Origin of the sequence: uncultured Roseicyclus sp., assembly GCF_937892565.1 — a bacterium.
Classification (GTDB): Bacteria; Pseudomonadota; Alphaproteobacteria; order Rhodobacterales; family Rhodobacteraceae; genus Roseicyclus.
This window is the reverse complement of sequence record NZ_CALAHQ010000061.1, coordinates 1-17,794: the sequence shown is the minus strand read 5'-3', so window position 1 is coordinate 17,794 and position 17,794 is coordinate 1. Positions and strand designations below refer to the sequence as shown.

The following is a 17,794-nucleotide window of genomic DNA, read 5'->3' as shown; positions in this document are numbered from 1 at the left end:
TGACCATCCGCCTGACCCAGATCAAGGATATCCTCGCGCAGGCGGTCCATCACCGCGCTGGTGCCGATCAGCTTGCGCATCAAGACCGTGCCATCGGACAATTCGCGCCTGAGCGCACGATTGTCGAGCGTCAGCCGCCGCTGTTGGCCGGCCCGCTTGGCCAGTTCGGTCATCCGTTCGGGGTTGAAGGGCTTTTCCAGAAAATCATAGGCGCCGATTCGCATCGCTTCGACCGCCATGGGCACATCGCCATGTCCGGTGATCATGATCACCGGCAGGCCACTATCCACCCCCATCAACCGCTTGAGCAGCGCCATGCCATCCATGCCGGGCATGCGCACATCGCTGACAACCACCCCCGGCCAATCCGCGCCCACGACCTTGAGCGCCTCTTCGGCGGAGGCAAAGGTTTCGGTCTCGAACCCCGACAGCGCCAGCCATTGGCTGATCGATTGGCGCATGTCCTGTTCGTCATCTACAATCGCGATCTTCATCTGCGCCGTCCTTTCGTATCACTGAGCCGCCCTGACGCCGCTGCCCGACAGCAGTGGCAAGCGGATTTCGAACACTGCGCCGCCGGTCTCGCCATTGCGCGCGGTCAACCGCCCGCCAAAATCGGTGATGATACCCGATGAAATGGCCAAGCCCAGCCCCACCCCCTCGCCGGGTTTCTTGGTGGTGTAGAAAGGTTCGAACAGCGCATCGAGATCCTCGATCCCCTTGCCATTGTCGCGCACACTCAGCACCGCCTCTTCGCCCTCGGCGATCAACAGGTCCATCTCGCGCCGATCGACATCGCGCAGCGCATCCATCGCGTTGCGCAACAGGTTGATGATCACCTGCTCAAGCCGGAGCCGGTCGGCCATGACCATGACGCGCCGGCGTGGAAGATTCTGGCTGATCTCGACGCGTGTGGTGCGCAATTGCGGCTCCATCATCGTCAGCGCGCCCTTCAGCGCATCGCGCAAATCGACAGGTTCCAGCGCCTCGCTGCCCTTGCGGGCATAGGATTTGAGCTGCCGCGTGATCGCGGCCATCCGGTCGATCAGATCGTCGATCCGCTGGAAGCTCGACGCGGCCTCTTCCACGCGCTTGCGCTGCAAAAGCAGTTTGGCCCCCGCAAGATAGGTCTTCATCGCCGCCAGCGGTTGGTTCAATTCATGGCTGACGGCGGCCGACATTTCGCCCAGAACCGCCAATTTCTGGCTTTGCGCCAAGCTTTGCTCTGCCTCTTCCAATGTCCGCTCGACCCTTTGGCGTTCCGCGATCTCGCGCTGCAGGCGCGCATTCAACCGGCGCAATTCCGCCGATTCCCGCAGCAACCGTGCCGATTGCACCCGCTCGCGGCGGCCCAAGACATAGAAGCCCCCCGCCAGCAGCAGCGCAAAGCCCATGATCTGCAGCGACAAGACCGCATTCACGCGTTCGCGCACCGAGGTGTAGGCCGTGTAGCTGACGATGCGCCACCCGCGAAACGGGATCCGTGCCTCGAGCCGGATCATGTCGGCATCGAAAAAGGCCGGGCGCATTTCGCCAAAGGCAAAATCCCCCGTGGCTTGCCACGCCCGCTGGATGGCCGTCTGCACCGGTTGCAGCGCCAGCGCCTCGTCTTCGCTGCGGCCACGCCAGCGCGGTTCGGTCGACAAGATGATTGCGCCTTCGCTGTTGGTCAAAAAGATCGCCTCTGACACACCGCGCCAGCGATCGATCAGGCGGGCCAGATCGACCTCGACCACGATGACGCCCAACAGGCGGTTGTCTTGCGCCCGGATCGCGCGCGAAAACGTGAAATCAAAGCGCCCGGTTTCTGGTTCGTTGGACGTGAAAACCGTTTCCGCCGACCGCACCGCCTCGACGAAGAACGGGTCCGTGCGCCGTCCTTGACCCAATCTTTCGCGGTCGGTGGCCGCCACCACCCGCCCGCCACGATCCAGCAACATCAGCGAGGCCGCGCCGATTTCCTCGACATAGGAAATCAGCCGTGCGCTGGTTTCAAGATAGCCCGATGTCTCCAGCGACCGGATCAGAACCGGATCGCGCGCCAAAAGAAGCGGCACCACCGAATGGCGCTGCAGTTCCGATTGCAGATTGCCGGAATAGATGGCCAGGCGGATTTCGGCACGGTTGCGCGTCGTTTCGGTGTAGCGCTGCGTCAGGTAAGAGTTCGACACCGATATCGTCATCGCTGCCAATGCAAGAAACAGCACGACCAGCCCGCGCAACGCCCAGGTCCGGCGGCGCTGATGATGCTCTGGTGCGGCTTGCGTGTCGATGATGCCCATGACCGGCAGCTTAGGGTGCCGCGGGTCCGCGCTCAAGCGGCGCGCGCGCTCATGCCGCGACCAGCGCCTCGGCCAAGCCGCGCAACAAGACCGCCCCATCGCTGCCGCCCTGTGCCGGCTCCATCGCCCGCTCGGGATGGGGCATCAAGCCCAGAACCCGGCGATTGGCGCTCAGAATGCCCGCAATATCGGCCATCGCGCCATTGGGATTGTCGATGTAGCGAAACGCGATCCGGTCCTCACCCTGAAGCCGGGCCAGCGTTTCGGCGTCGGCGGCATAATTGCCATCGTGATGGGCGATCGGCACCGTGATGCGCTGGCCGGGCGTATAGGCCGCGGTAAAGGCGCTGTCGGTCGTGGCCACCACCAGCCCTTGCTGGCGGCACATGAATTTCAGCCCGGCATTGCGCATCAAGACACCGGGCAAAAGCCGGGTTTCACACAAGACCTGAAAGCCGTTGCAAACGCCCAAGACATAACCGCCGCGCGCCGCATGCACGCCCACCGCCCGCATGATCGGCGCTTGCGCCGCGATGGCGCCGCAGCGCAGATAATCGCCAAAAGAAAAGCCCCCCGGTACACCCACGACATCGATGCCCTCGGGCAGCGCGCTGTCCTTGTGCCAGACCATATGGGTCTCAAAGCCCGCGGCACGAAACGCCACAGCCAGATCGCGGTCGCAATTGGAGCCGGGGAAAACAAGAACGGCGGCGCGCATGGGGTATCCTTTCAGGCGTCAGCGGGTGAAATCGGTGATCACGGCCACGCCGGGCGGCGCGGCACCGTCAAACAGGGCCAGCTCGGCGCTGGTGTCCGACAGGGCCACACGGCGCGCGATCATCGGGCTCAGATCGAGCCGGGTCGCCTCCAGAAAGGCCAGAAGCGACGGGTAGCGATGCGCGGGCATGCCGCGCGTGCCGAAAATGGCCAGTTGCCCGGAATAGACCCGGTCCCAGGGCAAGGAAAAGCGCGTATGATCGCCCGCAGGCATGCCCACCTGTACCATGCGGCCCATCTTGCGCAGCGACCGGAGCGCGTTTTCGGCGGTCTCGGCGATGCCCAAGGCCTCGATGGCCACATGAACGCCGCCGCCCGTTGCCATGCGCATGGCCTCGGCCGGGTCAGCGCTGCGCGCATCGATGGTCACCTCGGCGCCGAGCGCGCGCGCGTTGTCCAGCTTTTCGGCCACCACATCGGCCACAGCCACCCGCGCGCCCATCGCGCGCGCCAGCATCAGGGCCGCCATGCCAACGCCGCCGCCCCCCCAGATGCCCAGCCATTCCCCGGGCCGGAGTGCGGCACGCCCCGTCAGCGCGTGCCACGCGGTCGTGACCCGGCAGCCCAGCGCCGCGGCAAGTGCGGGGTCCATCCCGTCGGGCAGTGCGACCAGATTGGCATCGGCATGCGCCACGGCGATCCGTTCGGCAAAGGCCCCGTCACAGGTAAAGCCTGGCACGACCTGCGTGGCGCAGATCGTCTGATGGCCCTGCTGACAATCGCGGCACCGCCCGCAGGCCAGAATGAAGGGGGCAATCACCCGATCCCCCTTGCGCCAGCGCGCCACGCCGGGCCCGGCCTGCACGATCACGCCGCAAAACTCGTGACCGGGCACATGGGGCAACTGCACATCGGGGTCGGCGCCGCTCCAGGCATGCCAATCGGACCGGCAGATGCCGCAGGCCAGCACCTCTAGCACCACCCCATCCTCGGGGCAGCGCGGTTCGGCAAGATCGGCGATCTCCAGCTTGCGCCAGCCTGTCAGCCGCGCGGCCAACATCACGCCATCTCCACCCGGTAGCTTTCGATCACCGTATTGGCGAGCAGCTTTTCGCACATCGCCGTCACATCGGCCTGCGTCGTGCCGGGCGCCAGATCAAGCTCGATCACCTTGCCCTGCCGCACGCCCTGAACGCCCGCAAAGCCCATCGCACCCAGCGCTGCCTTCACCGCCTCACCCTGCGGATCAAGAACACCCGATTTCAACATCACGGTCACGGTGGCCTTCATGCACCCGCCCCTTCATCTTTCCAGAAATACGCATGCGGCGCCCGCAACCGGGCGCCCGGCTTCAGTTGATCAGCGTGGGCTTGGTCACGGGGGGCTCACGCTGCGGCATCACGCCCAGACGCCGCGCCACCTCGGTATAGGCATCGGCCAGATTGCCCAGATCGCGGCGGAACACGTCCTTGTCCAGCTTCTGGCCGGTTTCGATATCCCACAAGCGGCACGAATCGGGGCTGATCTCATCGGCGATGATCAGGCGCATGTAATCATTGTCCCAGACGCGGCCGATCTCGATCTTGAAATCCACCAGCTTGATGCCGACCCCCAGCATCAGCCCCGACAGGAAATCATTGACCCTCAGCGCAAGGCTGATCATGTCGTCCATATCCTGCTGGCTGGCCCAGCCAAAGGCGATGATATGCTCTTCGCTGACCATGGGGTCGCCCAGTTCGTCGTTCTTGAAATAGAACTCAACGATCGGGCGCGGCAGCGGCGTGCCCTCATCGATGCCAAGCCGCTTGGAGATCGAGCCTGCCGCAACATTGCGCACCACCACCTCAAGCGGAATGATCTCGACCGCGCGGATCAATTGCTCGCGCATGTTCAGCCGGCGGATGAAATGCGTGGGCACCCCGACCGAATTCAACCCGGTCATGAAGAATTCCGACAGGCGGTTGTTCAACACACCCTTGCCCTCGACCGTCGCACGCTTCTCGGCGTTGAAGGCGGTGGCGTCATCCTTGAAATACTGCACCAGGGTGCCTGGCTCGGGGCCTTCATAGAGGATCTTGGCCTTGCCTTCGTAGACCTTCTTGCGCCGTGCCATGCTGTCTCCGGGGTCGGTGGGTGGGGGGGCGGGGGTCGCACCCTCCGTCTTTGAAGCGGGCTATAGGGCAAAGCGCGCTGTGTCGCAAGCAAAGCGCGGGATCGGCGCTTGCAAGGGCGCAAGATGGCCCCCAAATACAACTTTCGATAGCACTCATGCAGCACGGAGAGGCCAATGACGACCTTTGAAGATCGCGAAAACGCGTTCGAAAACAAGTTCGCCCATGATCAGGAGATGCAGTTTCGCGCCGAGGCCCGGCGCAACAAGCTGATGGGCCTTTGGGTCGCCGACATCTTGGGCAAATCCGGCGAAGACGCCGAAGCCTATGCCAAGGACGTGGTGAAGGCCGATTTCGAGGAAGCCGGCCACGAAGATGTCATGCGCAAGCTGATCGCCGATCTGGGCGGGCGTGTGCCCGAGGCGGATCTGCGCCGCAAATACGACGCGTTTCTGGCCGAAGCCAAGGCACAGCTCATGGATGGGCGCTGAACCACCCCACCCATGGATCACGCAGAACGGCCCTGCCTGTTGGCGGGGCCGTTTTACATTTTTTTCATGAATGATTTTCATAAAGGTCATGCAGATTTTGCACCTTGTTCATAACGCGCCGCACGTCCATGTGAGCGTCGCGCGATGACCCCGTGACGGAGACCCAAGATGACCAACCCGCTGACCCAGCTTCTGGCAACCCGCGACTGGCTGATGGCCGATGGCGCGACAGGCACGACGCTGTTCAACATGGGCCTGTCTTCGGGCGATGCGCCGGAACTGTGGAACGAAGACCACCCCGACCGCATCGCCGCCCTCTACAAGGGCGCCGTCGATGCGGGGTCTGATATCTTTCTGACCAATTCCTTTGGCGGCACCCGGTCGCGGCTCAAGCTGCACAATGCGCAAGATCGCTGCTACAGCCTCAACAAGCTGGCCGCCGAAATCGGCCGCGAGGTGGCCGATGCATCGGGGCGGCGCGTGATCGTGGCGGGCTCGATGGGCCCCACGGGCGAGATCATGGCACCGATGGGCACGCTCACCCATGCCGCCGCCGTCGAGATGTTCCATGAACAGGCCGAAGGACTGCGCGATGGCGGGGCCGATGTGGCGTGGGTCGAAACCATCAGCGCGCCCGAGGAATACGCCGCCGCCGCCGAAGGCTGCGCGCGCGCGGGCATGGCGTGGTGCGGCACGATGAGCTTTGACACCGCCGGGCGCACGATGATGGGCCTGACCTCGGCAGGCATGGCCGAGATGGTCGAAAAGCTGGCCCATGCCCCCTTGGCCTTTGGCGCCAATTGTGGCGTCGGTGCCTCCGATCTGTTGCGCACGGTCTTGGGCTTTCGCGCCTGTGGGTCCGAACGCCCGGTGATCGCCAAGGGCAATGCCGGCATCCCGAAATACCATGATGGCCATATCCATTACGACGGCACGCCCGAATTGATGGCGCGCTATGCGGTGCTGGCGCGCGATAGTGGCGCCACGATCATCGGTGGCTGCTGCGGCACCACGCCCGAGCATCTGCGCGCGATGCGCGCAGCGCTGGAAAACACCCCGCGCAGCGAGGCCCCGACCCTCGAGCAGATCACCGCGGAACTGGGTGGGTTTTCCTCGGGTTCGGACGGCACAGACGGCAACGCCCCGACCCGCGAGCGCAGCAGCCGGCGACGCGGACGCGACTGACGGGCAGGCCGCCATCATGTTGACCAAAGCCATAAAATCGCGCGCGCCCCTGCCCCGCGTCGCAGCGCGCTTTGGTCATGTCGCAATTCGACATTTTGAAATCCGCAATTGCACTACGACAAGCCCTTGACGCGCCTTGCGCGGGGCCAGAGCGACAGGAGACGTGCCCATGTCCGATACCGGTGACGACATCATCCTTTCCGAGCTCGACGATGACGAGCTGGTCGGCCAGATGTATGATGATCTCTATGATGGTCTGAAGGAAGAGATCGAGGAATCGGTTCATATCCTTCTGGACCGTGGCTGGACGCCCTATGACGTCCTGACCAAGGCCCTGGTCGGCGGCATGACGATCGTGGGCAATGATTTCCGTGACGGCATCTTGTTTGTTCCCGAAGTGCTGATGGCCGCCAACGCGATGAAGGGCGGCATGGCGATCCTGAAACCGCTCCTCGTGGAAACCGGCGCGCCGCGCATCGGAAAAATGGTGATCGGCACCGTCAAGGGCGACATCCACGACATCGGCAAGAACCTTGTCGGCATGATGATGGAGGGCGCAGGCTTTGAGGTCGTCGATCTCGGCATCAACAATGCTGTGGAAAACTATCTCGGCGCGCTCGAGCGCGAAGGGGCCGATATCCTTGGCATGTCGGCGCTTTTGACCACCACCATGCCCTACATGAAGGTCGTGATCGACACGATGAAGGACAAGGGCATCCGCGACGATTACATCATCCTGGTCGGTGGTGCGCCGCTGAACGAGGAATTTGGCCGCGCGATCGGCGCCGACGCCTATTGCCGCGATGCCGCCGTGGCGGTGGAAACGGCCAAGGAATTCGTCCTGCGCCGCCACAACCAGATGGCCGCCCGCGCCTGATCATGGGCGCACAACCCAAACAGACACAAGGCCCGGTCCATGCGACCGGGCCTTGTCGTTTTTCCCGATCCGCGCGCCCCGTTGCGCCTTGCCGGGGGGCGGCGTTTTCTCAGCCCATGATGCCCCCATCCACAGCCCGCCAACCCGGCAGCCCAAACTGATGCCGCCGCGTGACATTGCGCTTGTGATGGTGGTGATCCTGGCCTGGGGATCGAATTTCACCGGCATGAAGCTGGGCTTGGAAGAACTGCCGCCGCTCTTGTTCGTGGGGCTGCGCTTTGCGATCTTGATCCCGCTGTTGTTCCTTTTTCCCCGTCCGGCCAGCTGGCCCGCGATCATCGCGGTGGGCGCGCTGATCAATATGGGGCAATTCGCCTTTTTGTTCAGCGGGCTGACCGCTGGCACCAGCGCGGGGCTGGCGTCGCTGATCATCCAGAGCCAGGTGCCGATGACGATCGTGATGGCGTGGATCTTCTTTGGCGAACGGGTGGCGCTGGTTCAGGGCTTGGGCATCGCGCTGGCCGTGCTGGGCCTTGCGGGGTTTGGATTGATGTCGGGGGGCAACATCACGCTTTCGGGTCTGGGCCTGATCTTGTGCGGGGCGTTGTGCTGGGCAGTGGGCAATCTGGTGCTGCGCCGTTTGCCCGGCGTCGATATGCTGGCGCTGTTTCTTTGGGCTTGTCTGGTGCCGCCCCTGCCGATGGTGGGGCTGTCGATGCTCATCGAAACCGATGCGCCGCTTGCGGAGATCGCGGCACTCAGCCTCAAGGGATGGCTGGCGGTGATTTATGTGGCGCTGATTTCCACCGTGGTGGGCTATTCGATCTGGGGCACGCTGATGTCGCGGCACCGCGCTGCCATGGTCACACCCTTTGCGCTGATGATCCCGCTGGTCGGCATGGCCACGGCAGCCCTCGTGCTGGGTGAGCGTATCACCGGCCCCGAGGCCATGGCGGGCGCCGTGGTCTTGTCGGGTCTGGCGCTGGCTGTTCTGGGACCACGGCTTTTTGCGCGGGGGGCTATGCGCCGCCGCCCACCCGCGCCATGATGGACAGATGACCATGCTCGATGATCAATCCCTGCTCGAAACCGGCCTTGCCGCCCAAGGGGGCGGGCGCGTCTTGTTGATCGGTTGCGGCGCCTTGGCGCGCGAGGTGCTCGATCTCAAGGCCGCGAATGGCTGGGATCATCTGGATCTTCAGTGCCTGCCGGCAATCTTGCACAACCACCCCGAACGCATCCCCGACGCGGTCGAGGCCGCCGTGACCGCACGGGGCAAGGATTATGCGCAGGTGTTCGTGCTCTACGCCGATTGCGGCACCGGTGGGCTGCTTCAGGCCACTTGCGACCGATTGGGCGTAGGCCTGTTGGAAGGACCCCATTGCTACAGCTTTTTCGAAGGCAACGCGGCTTTCGCCGCGCAAGGCGAGATGACGGCTTTTTACCTGACCGATTTTCTGGTGCGCCAATTCGATGCCTTCGTCACCCGCCCGCTGGGCTTGGACCGCTTTCCGCAACTGCGCGACATGTATTTCGGCAATTACACCAAGCTGGTCTATCAGGCCCAGACGGATGATCCGGAACTTACCGAAAAAGCAAAGGCTTGCGCATCGTTCCTGAAGCTGGATTTCGAGCGACGCTTCACCGGGTATGGGGATCTGGAACGGGCGATGCGCGCGCTTTGATCGGAGCGGTGGCAAGAGCCTTGCAAGGCTCTTGACCCACGTCCTTGCAAGGACGTGGCACCGGCCCTTGCAAGGGCCGGCCAGCCTTTTGCAAAAGGCTGGCGCCACTCAGGCCGACAGCTTTTCAGCAGCCAAGGATCGGATCCGCTCGATCATCGCGCGCACGCCGTTCGAGCGTTGCGCCGAAAGGTGATCGTTCAGCCCCAAGCGCGCCAATTCGCCCGCCGCATCCACGCGCACTACGTCGGCCAAGCTCAGCCCGTCGTACAGCGCATGCAGCACCGCGATCAGCCCGCGCACGATCATCGCATCGCTTTCGCCCTGAAACCGGAACACCGCCTGCGGCCCCTGCCCGTCGATCTGCGGCAAGATCCACACCTGGCTGGCGCAGCCATCGACCTTGGTGGCAGGCACCTTGAAAGCGTCATCCAGCGGGGCCATCGATTTGCCCAAATCGATCACATGGCGATAGCGCTCTTCCCAATCCTCGAGGAATTCAAAGGTTTCCGCGATCTCTTCAAAAGCGGCGCTGGCCATTTGGGCAGTCTCCGGGCGGGGTGTTGCTGTCGCCCCTGTCCTAGGCCCCAGGCGGCCCAAGGTCCAGAGGCGGCTTTTCTTTGCATCCTGCCTAGGCTAGCACAGAGAGGCTATCGAGACACGGAGGCCCCGATGCTGCGCGCGATCCTAGCCCTCGCCCTGATGACAAGCCTTGCGGGCTGCGGCACCCGGCTCAATCCGTTCAACTGGTTCGGTGCGGATCGTGAGACGCGTGTGAGCAGCGACATCATACAAACCGCCCCCACCGACCCGCGCCCCTTGGTGGCCGAGGTCGTCGATCTTGCCATCGCGCCCACGGCTCAGGGCGCCATCTTGCGCGTCATGGGGCGCCCGCCCGCTCAAGGCTATTGGGAGGCCAGTCTGGTCGAGGTGCAACGCAGCGGCGACACACTGGTCTATGAATTGCGCGCCTTTCCGCCTGGAACCGCCACCGCGGCGGGCACGCCACAGTCGCGCGAAGTGATCACGGGGCTTGCGCTGTCGACCCTTGAGCTTGTCGGGATCCGCACCATCACGGTGATCGGCGCAGAAAACCGCCGCAGCGTCAGCCGTCGTTAGGGGCGGGGCGCTCGGGGCGCGCGCGGTCAGACCGGAACGATCCGCACCCTGTCACCTTTGGCCGACAGGGCAATCTCGCCCCTGAGCAGGCGCAAGGCGTCATTGCCAAACACGTCGCGCCGCCAGCCCGTGGCCCAGATGCCGTCATGTTCGCCGCAGGCGATATCATCAAGATCCGAGGAGGAGGCGATCAACTTGGCTGCCACGCCCGCCTCTTCTGCCTTGGCCTTGAGCAGCACCCGCAACAGATCGGCCAACGCGCTGTTGAGGTTGGAACGATCGCGTCCTTCGGGCAATTCGGGGGCCTTGTCGGCGGGCTGGTCCAGACCCCGACACACGGCCGCCACCAGACCTTCGGCAATCTCGCCCTTGCGGGCATCCCGCAGCAACAGGCGCGATTTCGACAGATCCGCCAAAGTGCGCGGCTTGGTCGATGCCAGTTCGATCAGCGCGTCATCCTTGATCACGCGCGAGCGGGGAATGTTCTTGTCTTGCGCATAGCGTTCGCGGAAGGCGGCCAATTCACGCGCGATCGCCAGCGTCCGGCCAGACCCGCTGCGCAGCTTCAGACGCTGCCATGCCTCATCGGGATCCACGACATAGCTTGACGCATCGGTCAGTTGGGCCAGCTCTTCTTCCAGCCATTGCCTGCGCCCCGTGCGCGCCAGTTCGGCAGTCAGATATTCGTAGATCTGCCGCAGATGGGTCACATCGGCCAAGGCATAGGTTTTCTGGGCCTCGGTCAGCGGGCGACGCGACCAATCGGTAAAGCGCGACGATTTATCCAGATTGGCGCGCGCGATCTTGCGCACCAAGGTCTCATAGCCGACCTGATCGCCAAAACCACAGACCATGGCAGCGACTTGCGTGTCAAACAGAGGGCTTGGAACCACGCCGCCTTCGACATGAAAAATCTCGAGATCTTGCCGCGCGGCATGAAACACCTTGACCACAGCGGGATCACGAAACAACGCATAGAGCGGCTCAAGGCTGAGCCCCTCGACCATGGGGTCAACCAGAACCGCGCCGCCATCCCCCTGTCCGGGCAAGGCCAGTTGCACAAGGCAAAGCTGAGCGAAATAGGTCCGCTCGCGCAGGAATTCGGTATCGACAGTGACGTAAGGGCCTGCAGCGGCCTTGGCGCAGAATGCTGCGAGCGCTTCGGTTGTGGTCAAGATCTCGGTCAATGCAGTGGTCTTTTTCACCGCCCGCCATGGCGCGGGACGGCCCCGCATAGGCGAGACGCGCAAGAAAGAAAAGGGGGCCCATGCCGACAAGGCCCCGCGCCGGGAAACAAGCCCGCCCCGACGCATCGCCCGATGCGCCCCTCAATCGTCAAAAAGTGCCTGCACATCGCGCGTCAGGCAACCGCGCACCTGTGCCATCTCGCCTTCGGATACCCGCGCATCAAGCACGTCAAAAACCGATCCGATGGCCGCCTCGATGTCTTCGGGGGGTTCCGGGCCGAAAATGGCCAGCACGCGGGCCAGGAAATCCGCCTTGCTGCGGATGGCGGCCGGGGTGCGCGACGGGTCGTAGCCTTCGTAGAAGATGCCGCGCACGAAGATCGGCAACTGGGCGGAAAGCTGCGCGGCCTCGTCAGGGGAAAGCTGGTCGCGCAGGGCCTGAAGCACCGCCCGAAGCAGACGATAGGCGCGTTGCTTGTTCACCAGCCCGACGCGGTAATCCACCTCGTTGATCCAGATATTCGCCTGTTGAACGGATTCGTCGATGATCTTGAGCCCAAGCGCGCTCATGGCTGTCGCTCCTTCTGATCGTGGCGGGCCACCGCCCCCTTGCGCCCACCCAAGCACGGCCCGCGCCGTCGCGCCTTGATCAATGTCACTGAACAAACACCGGGCGCAGGCGGCGCCTTGTTAGAGCAAAGCGGCGATGGTGCCGCTAACGGTTACGCTAACATCCCAAAAGGGCGCGCTTTTTCCTTGGCCCGCATGGCATGCTTCGGTATGCGAAGGGTCAGTACACACGCGGACCGGCACGAGGATTCCCATGACCATCACCCTTGGCATCAATGGTTTCGGACGCATCGGGCGCTGCACGCTGGCCCATATCACCGAAGCAGGCCGCAACGATGTTCAGGTGGTCAAGATCAACGCCACCGGCCCCATCGAGACAAATGCCCATCTGCTGCGCTACGACAGCGTGCATGGCCGCTTTCCCGGCGAGGTGCGCGTGCAGGGCGACACGATGGATCTGGGTCGCGGGCCGATGAAGGTGTTTTCCACCTATGATCCGGCGGAACTGGATTGGGATGGCTGTGATGTCGTTCTGGAATGCACGGGCAATTTCAACAACCGCGCTGCGGCCGCTGTTCATCTGACGCGCGGCGCCAAGCGCGTGCTGATCTCGGCACCGGCCAAACATGTCGACAAGACCATCGTCTATGGCGTGAACCACCGCGAACTGCTGGCCGATCATCATGTCGTCTCGAACGGGTCTTGCACCACCAACTGTCTGGCACCTCTGGCCAAGGTGCTCAACGACGCCATCGGCATCGAACGCGGGATCATGACCACGATCCACAGCTACACGGGCGACCAGCCCACGCTCGACCGCCGCCACAAGGATCTTTACCGCGCGCGTGCCGCCGCCATGGCGATGATCCCCACCTCGACAGGTGCCGCCAAGGCCTTGAAAGAGGTGCTGCCGGAACTGGACGGCCGGCTGGACGGCACCGCCCTGCGGGTACCAACGCCCAATGTGTCTTGCGTCGATCTGACCTTCGAGGCCGGGCGCAGCGTAAGCGTGCACGATGTCAACGAGATCGTCCGCGAAGCCGCCGAAGGCCATATGCGTTCGATCCTGTCCTATGATCCCGAACCCAAGGTCTCGATCGATTTCAATCATACCACCTATTCGTCGATCTTTGCGCCGGACCAGACCAAGGTGGTGGGTGGGCGTACTGTGCGGGTGCTGGCATGGTATGACAATGAGTGGGGATTTTCCGCGCGCATGGCCGATGTTTCGGCCGCGATGGGTCGGTTGCTGCACTGAGCATCGCGCATCTGTGAGACCGCCCGCACCCGCGCACGGCCCAGACAGGGCGCGCGCGGGTGTGTTTTTCCCGCCCTTGTGGCAGTGCGTGGCGCGCATATTCCTCTTTGCCGCGTGCCGCGCGCATGGCAGGCTTGCCGCGTAACGGACGAGGGCGGCAATGACCAACGGCTTGGCAGTCTTTCTGGCGGTCTGCATCGCGGGGTTCTTGGCCTTGGATGCTGCGCTGTGGGATTGGCAGGTGTCGCTGTTTCTGGCGCGCCGATTTGCCGATTTGCTGAACTGGCTCGCCTTTTGGCGCTGACCCCTTTCATTTCCGGATGGTCCCGGCTAGAAGCATCCATGTTAGCGGTAACATGACCGGCGGGGCGCTGCGGCGGCAAGCCAGCGCCACCCCCGGTTTCCGAAACAATGGAAAGGGCGTGACATGGCCATTAAGGTCGCCATCAACGGGTTCGGACGGATTGGGCGCAATGTGTTGCGCGCCATCGTGGAAGCGGATCGCCACGATATCGAGGTGATCGCAATCAATGATCTGGGCCCGGTCGAGACCAACGCCCATTTGTTGCGTTTTGACAGCGTGCATGGCCGCTTTCCCGCCACCGTCACCACCACCGCGCACAGCATCGATGTGGGCCGCGGCCCGATTGCGGTGACGGCGATCCGCAACCCGGCCGAGCTGCCGTGGGGGGATGTCGATATCGTGCTCGAATGCACCGGCATCTTCACCGATCGCGACAAGGCGGCGGTGCATCTGCAAAACGGGGCCAGGCGGGTGCTGGTCTCGGCCCCCTCAAAGGGCGCGGACAAGACCATCGTCTATGGCGTGAACCACAAGACGCTGACGCGCGATGACGTGATCGTGTCGAACGCATCTTGCACCACCAATTGCCTGGCCCCCGTGGCCCATGTGCTGCATCGGGCCATCGGAATTACGCGCGGCTTCATGACGACGATCCACAGCTACACGGGCGACCAGCCCACGCTCGACACGATGCATGCCGATCTTTACCGCGCGCGTGCCGCTGCCCTCAGCATGATCCCCACCTCGACCGGGGCGGCCAAGGCGGTCGGTCTGGTGCTGCCCGAACTGGATGGCAAGCTTGACGGGGTGGCGATCCGGGTGCCCACGCCCAATGTTTCGGTGGTCGACCTGACCTTTGAGGCGGCGCGCGCCACCACCGCCGACGAGATCAACACGGCAATCCGCACCGCCGCCGGCAGCGGCGCGCTCAAGGGCATTCTGGGTGTCACCGATGACAAGCTGGTGAGCCAGGATTTCAACCACGATCCCCATTCGTCGGTCTTTGCCACCGACCAGACCAAGGTGATGGATGGCAATCTGTGCCGTGTGCTGAGCTGGTATGACAATGAATGGGGCTTTTCGAACCGCATGGCGGACACGGCGGTCGAGATGGGCAAGCACCTGTGAGGGATGGCACCTGTGGGATGTGCGTATTTCTGGAAAGATGAAGGGCAATTTGATTAAAATTGTTCGCTGTCGCCCGCAGCCCTGATCTTTACCGTTCGAAAAATACGCCCGCCGGGGGCATCGAAGTCTCTGGCACGTCACATCGCACATGTTAAGACCACCGCGCTGGTGGTGCGACGGAGGCCGTTATGAGCTGGAAAACCCTCGATGACATGGATCTGCGCGGCAAGGTCGTGCTGGTGCGGGTGGACATCAACGTGCCCGTGCAGGAGGGCCGCGTCACCGACGACACGCGCATCCAACGCATCGTGCCCACCATCCGCGATATTCTGGCCAAGGGCGGCAAGCCCGTGCTTCTGGCCCATTTCGACCGCCCCAAGGGCAAGGTCGTGCCCGAGATGTCGCTGGCCGTGACATTGCCCGCGCTGGAGGCGGCGCTGGGGCAAAAGGTGCTGTTTGCTGCGGGCGACCGGGCTGCGGCGGTGGCCGCGATGGGGCCGGGCGATGTGGTGCTTTTGGAAAACATCCGCTTTCACCCCGGTGAGGAACAAAATGATCCTGCGCTGGCGCAAGAGCTGGCCAGCTTGGGCGATGTCTATTGCAACGATGCCTTTTCCGCCGCCCATCGCGCGCATGCTTCGACCGAAGGGGTGGCGCGGCTCATGCCGTCTTGCGCGGGGCGGCTGATGGCGGCGGAACTTGCCGCGCTCGACGCCGCGCTTGGCAAGCCGTTGCGCCCGTTGGTGGCGGTGGTGGGCGGCGCCAAGATTTCCACCAAGCTTGATCTGTTGTCGAATCTGACGCGCAAGGTCGACGCCCTGATCATCGGCGGCGGAATGGCCAATACCTTTCTGGCGGCACTTGGCCATGATGTGGGCCGGTCGCTGTGCGAGCATGATCTGGCCCAGACCGCGCGCAAGATCATGGATGGCGCGCAAGCGACAGGGTGCAAGATCATCTTGCCCCTGGATGTGGTGGTCGCCAAGGCTTTTGCCGCAGGCGCGCCCCATCGCATCCTGGGGATCGACGATGTTTCCGGCGATGATATGATCCTCGATGCGGGCCCCCAGACGGTCGCGCGCATCATTGATGTGTTGGAGGGGGCAAAGACCCTGATCTGGAACGGCCCGCTTGGTGCCTTTGAGATCGCGCCCTTTGATGCGGGCACCAATGCGGCAGCGCGGGCTGCGGCGCGGCTGACCGATGGCGGCTGGCTGGTGTCGGTCGCGGGCGGCGGCGATACCGTGGCCGCCCTCAATCATGCCGGTGTGGGCGGCGCGTTCAGCTATGTTTCCACCGCGGGCGGTGCCTTTCTGGAATGGATGGAGGGCAAGACCCTTCCCGGTGTCGCGGCGTTGCACGACGCAAGCTGAGCGGTTGTTTGCGCCACCATGATGGACAGGCGCACATGCCTTTGGCATGGAGGGTCGAAACCTGTTGCCCCAAAGGAGTATGCCGATGTCCCGAGATGCCATGACCCGCCAGATGCAGAATGCACCGGGCTTTATCGCGGCACTCGACCAATCGGGCGGATCCACCCCCAAGGCGCTGCGGCTCTATGGTGTGGCTGACACGGACTATGCCACCGAGGCCGAGATGTTCGACCTGATGCATGCCATGCGCGCGCGCATCGCGACGGCGCCCGCCTTTCGCGGCGACAAGGTGATCGGCGCGATCTTGTTCGAAATGACCATGGACCGCATGATCGAGGGCAAGCCCTCGGCCCGCTATCTGTGGGAAGACAAGCGCGTGGTGCCGTTCCTCAAGATCGACAAGGGTCTTGAGACAGCGGCCAATGGCGTGCAGATGCTCAAGGACATCGCGGGTCTGGATGCGCTCCTGGATCGGGCGGTTGCGCATGGCATCTTTGGAACCAAGCAGCGCTCGGTGATCCTTGGCGCCAATGCGGGGGGCATTGCCGATATCGTGGCCCAGCAGATCGATCTGGGCTTGACCGTGCTGGCCAAGGGGCTTGTCCCGATCCTTGAGCCCGAGGTTGATATCAACGCCCCCGACAAGGCCGAGGCCGAGGCGATCCTTTTGGCCGAGCTTCTCAAAGGGCTTGACGCGATCCCCGAGGGCCAGATGGTCATGCTGAAGCTGACCATTCCCACCAAGCCGGGCCTTTATGCGCCGCTGATCGCCCACCCGCGGGTCTTGCGTGTCGTGGCGCTGTCGGGGGGCTACAGCCGTCAAGACGCCTGTGCCCGGCTTTCCGCCAATCCGGGCATGATCGCTAGCTTTTCGCGCGCCTTGACCGAAGGCTTGTCAACGACACAGACCGATGCCGAATTCAACGCCGCGCTCGCCCTTGCGATCGACGCGATCCACGCTGCATCGATCTGCTGAACGTCAGGCCCGCTTGGGTGCCAAGAAAGTGGGATTTCCTCTCGAAAGAGGGATTCCCTTTTAGGAATCAATGTGCGACGATTCTGCAAATGCCCCGCAAGAGGGCTGTAGCACATATGGGCAAGGGCAGTTTCGGCATGACGCACAGCAGAACACTCGGCGGATTGATCCTGCCTGTGGCCTTGCTGTTCATCGGGGCGCATTTCACCTTTACCGCTGTTCAGGGTCAGTACGGCCTGTTCCAGCGCATCCAGATCGAGGCCGAAGCCGCCCGTCTGGACAGCCAGCGCGCCGAAATCGCGGCCGAGGTCGCCCGGATGGAGCATCTGACCCGCCGCCTGTCGGATGAATTCCTTGACATCGACCTGCTCGACCAGCAGCTGCGCGATGTTCTGGGCTATGCCCGCGCCGACGAGATCATCCTGCCCTGACCATGGCTGATGCAACCGCGACTGACGCGGGCGCTGCACCTTCATCTTTCCCGACAAACGCATCCCGGACCCCGCCACCCGGCGCGAACGGCAGCTTTGCGCC

General features: G+C 63.5%; 21 protein-coding genes. 12 read left to right on the top strand and 9 right to left on the bottom strand.

The window, feature by feature from the left end; genetic code table 11:
- The 6 genes from Q0094_RS08070 to purC form a co-directional block, all read right to left on the bottom strand.
- On the bottom strand, positions 1 to 494 hold a 494-nt coding region (locus Q0094_RS08070; protein ID WP_297617543.1), incomplete at its 3' end, for a sigma-54-dependent Fis family transcriptional regulator.
- Positions 495 to 512: 18 nt separating this feature from the next.
- On the bottom strand, positions 513 to 2,183 hold the full coding sequence (locus Q0094_RS08065; RefSeq protein WP_297617546.1) for an ATP-binding protein: 1,671 nt from the start codon (positions 2,181 to 2,183) through the stop codon (positions 513 to 515).
- Between the two features lie 148 nt (positions 2,184 to 2,331).
- On the bottom strand, positions 2,332 to 3,000 hold the full coding sequence (gene purQ, locus Q0094_RS08060) for a phosphoribosylformylglycinamidine synthase subunit PurQ (protein ID WP_297617540.1): 669 nt from the start codon (positions 2,998 to 3,000) through the stop codon (positions 2,332 to 2,334).
- A gap of 18 nt (positions 3,001 to 3,018) precedes the next feature.
- Positions 3,019 to 4,059, bottom strand: a complete 1,041-nt coding sequence (locus tag Q0094_RS08055; RefSeq protein ID WP_297617537.1) for an alcohol dehydrogenase catalytic domain-containing protein — start codon at positions 4,057 to 4,059, stop codon at positions 3,019 to 3,021.
- Positions 4,059 to 4,289 carry a phosphoribosylformylglycinamidine synthase subunit PurS gene (purS, locus tag Q0094_RS08050; RefSeq protein ID WP_297617534.1) on the bottom strand — a complete coding sequence of 77 codons (231 nt, stop codon included), beginning with the start codon at positions 4,287 to 4,289 and terminating at the stop codon, positions 4,059 to 4,061. Before purS ends, Q0094_RS08055 begins: the two co-directional genes overlap by 1 nt.
- Before the next feature lie 61 nt (positions 4,290 to 4,350).
- A complete protein-coding gene (gene purC, locus Q0094_RS08045; RefSeq protein WP_297617531.1) occupies positions 4,351 to 5,112 on the bottom strand; it encodes a phosphoribosylaminoimidazolesuccinocarboxamide synthase in 762 nt (253 codons plus the stop codon).
- 174 nt (positions 5,113 to 5,286) lie between these two features.
- On the opposite strand from purC, the gene Q0094_RS08040 reads away from it, so the two are divergent.
- The 5 genes from Q0094_RS08040 (at position 5,287) to Q0094_RS08020 (ending at position 9,348) form a co-directional block, all read left to right on the top strand.
- The gene (locus Q0094_RS08040; RefSeq protein WP_297617529.1) at positions 5,287 to 5,601 is read left to right on the top strand and encodes a DUF1476 domain-containing protein; all 315 of its coding nucleotides are present in this window, start codon (positions 5,287 to 5,289) and stop codon (positions 5,599 to 5,601) included.
- Between the two features lie 168 nt (positions 5,602 to 5,769).
- Positions 5,770 to 6,786, top strand: coding sequence for a betaine--homocysteine S-methyltransferase (gene bmt, locus Q0094_RS08035; RefSeq protein WP_297617527.1), 1,017 nt, complete (start codon positions 5,770 to 5,772; stop codon positions 6,784 to 6,786).
- Between the two features lie 169 nt (positions 6,787 to 6,955).
- A complete protein-coding gene (locus Q0094_RS08030) occupies positions 6,956 to 7,663 on the top strand; it encodes a B12-binding domain-containing protein (protein ID WP_297617524.1) in 708 nt (235 codons plus the stop codon).
- 160 nt (positions 7,664 to 7,823) lie between these two features.
- Positions 7,824 to 8,711, top strand: coding sequence for an EamA family transporter (locus Q0094_RS08025; RefSeq protein ID WP_297617522.1), 888 nt, complete (start codon positions 7,824 to 7,826; stop codon positions 8,709 to 8,711).
- Positions 8,712 to 8,718: 7 nt separating this feature from the next.
- Positions 8,719 to 9,348 carry a DUF1638 domain-containing protein gene (locus tag Q0094_RS08020; RefSeq protein WP_297617519.1) on the top strand — a complete coding sequence of 210 codons (630 nt, stop codon included), beginning with the start codon at positions 8,719 to 8,721 and terminating at the stop codon, positions 9,346 to 9,348.
- Positions 9,349 to 9,456: 108 nt separating this feature from the next.
- On the opposite strand, the gene Q0094_RS08015 is transcribed toward Q0094_RS08020, so the two are convergent.
- Entirely contained in the window at positions 9,457 to 9,885 is a 429-nt protein-coding gene (locus Q0094_RS08015) for a SufE family protein (protein WP_297617516.1), read from the bottom strand.
- Between the two features lie 132 nt (positions 9,886 to 10,017).
- Between Q0094_RS08015 and Q0094_RS08010 the strand changes: the two genes are divergently transcribed.
- Positions 10,018 to 10,464: a hypothetical protein gene (locus tag Q0094_RS08010; protein WP_297617513.1), complete on the top strand. Its 447-nt coding sequence runs from the start codon at positions 10,018 to 10,020 to the stop codon at positions 10,462 to 10,464.
- A 26-nt stretch (positions 10,465 to 10,490) separates the two neighbouring features.
- Here Q0094_RS08010 and rnd read toward each other — a convergent pair whose 3' ends face one another.
- Entirely contained in the window at positions 10,491 to 11,669 is a 1,179-nt protein-coding gene (rnd, locus tag Q0094_RS08005) for a ribonuclease D (RefSeq protein ID WP_297617510.1), read from the bottom strand.
- A 123-nt stretch (positions 11,670 to 11,792) separates the two neighbouring features.
- On the bottom strand, positions 11,793 to 12,221 hold the full coding sequence (locus tag Q0094_RS08000) for a DUF2267 domain-containing protein (RefSeq protein WP_297617507.1): 429 nt from the start codon (positions 12,219 to 12,221) through the stop codon (positions 11,793 to 11,795).
- 253 nt (positions 12,222 to 12,474) lie between these two features.
- Between Q0094_RS08000 and gap (Q0094_RS07995) the strand changes: the two genes are divergently transcribed.
- The 6 genes from gap (Q0094_RS07995) (at position 12,475) to Q0094_RS07970 (ending at position 17,691) form a co-directional block, all read left to right on the top strand.
- Positions 12,475 to 13,479, top strand: coding sequence for a type I glyceraldehyde-3-phosphate dehydrogenase (gene gap / locus Q0094_RS07995; protein ID WP_297617503.1), 1,005 nt, complete (start codon positions 12,475 to 12,477; stop codon positions 13,477 to 13,479).
- Positions 13,480 to 13,639: 160 nt separating this feature from the next.
- Positions 13,640 to 13,783, top strand: a complete 144-nt coding sequence (locus Q0094_RS07990; protein ID WP_297617500.1) for a hypothetical protein — start codon at positions 13,640 to 13,642, stop codon at positions 13,781 to 13,783.
- A gap of 123 nt (positions 13,784 to 13,906) precedes the next feature.
- The gene (gene gap / locus Q0094_RS07985) at positions 13,907 to 14,911 is read left to right on the top strand and encodes a type I glyceraldehyde-3-phosphate dehydrogenase (protein WP_297617497.1); all 1,005 of its coding nucleotides are present in this window, start codon (positions 13,907 to 13,909) and stop codon (positions 14,909 to 14,911) included.
- Positions 14,912 to 15,099: 188 nt separating this feature from the next.
- On the top strand, positions 15,100 to 16,284 hold the full coding sequence (locus Q0094_RS07980) for a phosphoglycerate kinase (RefSeq protein WP_297617494.1): 1,185 nt from the start codon (positions 15,100 to 15,102) through the stop codon (positions 16,282 to 16,284).
- A gap of 85 nt (positions 16,285 to 16,369) precedes the next feature.
- Positions 16,370 to 17,260, top strand: a complete 891-nt coding sequence (locus Q0094_RS07975; protein ID WP_297617491.1) for a fructose bisphosphate aldolase — start codon at positions 16,370 to 16,372, stop codon at positions 17,258 to 17,260.
- 137 nt (positions 17,261 to 17,397) lie between these two features.
- Positions 17,398 to 17,691 carry a septum formation initiator family protein gene (locus tag Q0094_RS07970; RefSeq protein ID WP_297617488.1) on the top strand — a complete coding sequence of 98 codons (294 nt, stop codon included), beginning with the start codon at positions 17,398 to 17,400 and terminating at the stop codon, positions 17,689 to 17,691.
- Positions 17,692 to 17,794 lie beyond the last annotated feature (103 nt).

Bases quoted from the DNA above. Each gene is read 5' to 3' on its own strand.
- Q0094_RS07970 (WP_297617488.1), top strand. From the start codon at position 17,398: ATGACGCACAGCAGAACACTCGGCGGATTGATCCTGCCTGTGGCCTTG.
- Q0094_RS07980 (WP_297617494.1), top strand. From the start codon at position 15,100: ATGAGCTGGAAAACCCTCGATGACATGGATCTGCGCGGCAAGGTCGTG.
- Q0094_RS08065 (WP_297617546.1), bottom strand. From the start codon at position 2,183: ATGACGATATCGGTGTCGAACTCTTACCTGACGCAGCGCTACACCGAA.
- bmt (WP_297617527.1), top strand. From the start codon at position 5,770: ATGACCAACCCGCTGACCCAGCTTCTGGCAACCCGCGACTGGCTGATG.
- Q0094_RS08040 (WP_297617529.1), top strand. From the start codon at position 5,287: ATGACGACCTTTGAAGATCGCGAAAACGCGTTCGAAAACAAGTTCGCC.
- Q0094_RS07975 (WP_297617491.1), top strand. From the start codon at position 16,370: ATGTCCCGAGATGCCATGACCCGCCAGATGCAGAATGCACCGGGCTTT.
- Q0094_RS08055 (WP_297617537.1), bottom strand. From the start codon at position 4,059: ATGTTGGCCGCGCGGCTGACAGGCTGGCGCAAGCTGGAGATCGCCGAT.
- purS (WP_297617534.1), bottom strand. From the start codon at position 4,289: ATGAAGGCCACCGTGACCGTGATGTTGAAATCGGGTGTTCTTGATCCG.
- Q0094_RS08030 (WP_297617524.1), top strand. From the start codon at position 6,956: ATGTCCGATACCGGTGACGACATCATCCTTTCCGAGCTCGACGATGAC.
- purQ (WP_297617540.1), bottom strand. From the start codon at position 3,000: ATGCGCGCCGCCGTTCTTGTTTTCCCCGGCTCCAATTGCGACCGCGAT.
- Q0094_RS08025 (WP_297617522.1), top strand. From the start codon at position 7,824: ATGCCGCCGCGTGACATTGCGCTTGTGATGGTGGTGATCCTGGCCTGG.
- Q0094_RS08015 (WP_297617516.1), bottom strand. From the start codon at position 9,885: ATGGCCAGCGCCGCTTTTGAAGAGATCGCGGAAACCTTTGAATTCCTC.
- Q0094_RS08020 (WP_297617519.1), top strand. From the start codon at position 8,719: ATGACCATGCTCGATGATCAATCCCTGCTCGAAACCGGCCTTGCCGCC.
- gap (WP_297617497.1), top strand. From the start codon at position 13,907: ATGGCCATTAAGGTCGCCATCAACGGGTTCGGACGGATTGGGCGCAAT.
- Q0094_RS08000 (WP_297617507.1), bottom strand. From the start codon at position 12,221: ATGAGCGCGCTTGGGCTCAAGATCATCGACGAATCCGTTCAACAGGCG.
- Q0094_RS07990 (WP_297617500.1), top strand. From the start codon at position 13,640: ATGACCAACGGCTTGGCAGTCTTTCTGGCGGTCTGCATCGCGGGGTTC.
- Q0094_RS08010 (WP_297617513.1), top strand. From the start codon at position 10,018: ATGCTGCGCGCGATCCTAGCCCTCGCCCTGATGACAAGCCTTGCGGGC.
- purC (WP_297617531.1), bottom strand. From the start codon at position 5,112: ATGGCACGGCGCAAGAAGGTCTACGAAGGCAAGGCCAAGATCCTCTAT.
- gap (WP_297617503.1), top strand. From the start codon at position 12,475: ATGACCATCACCCTTGGCATCAATGGTTTCGGACGCATCGGGCGCTGC.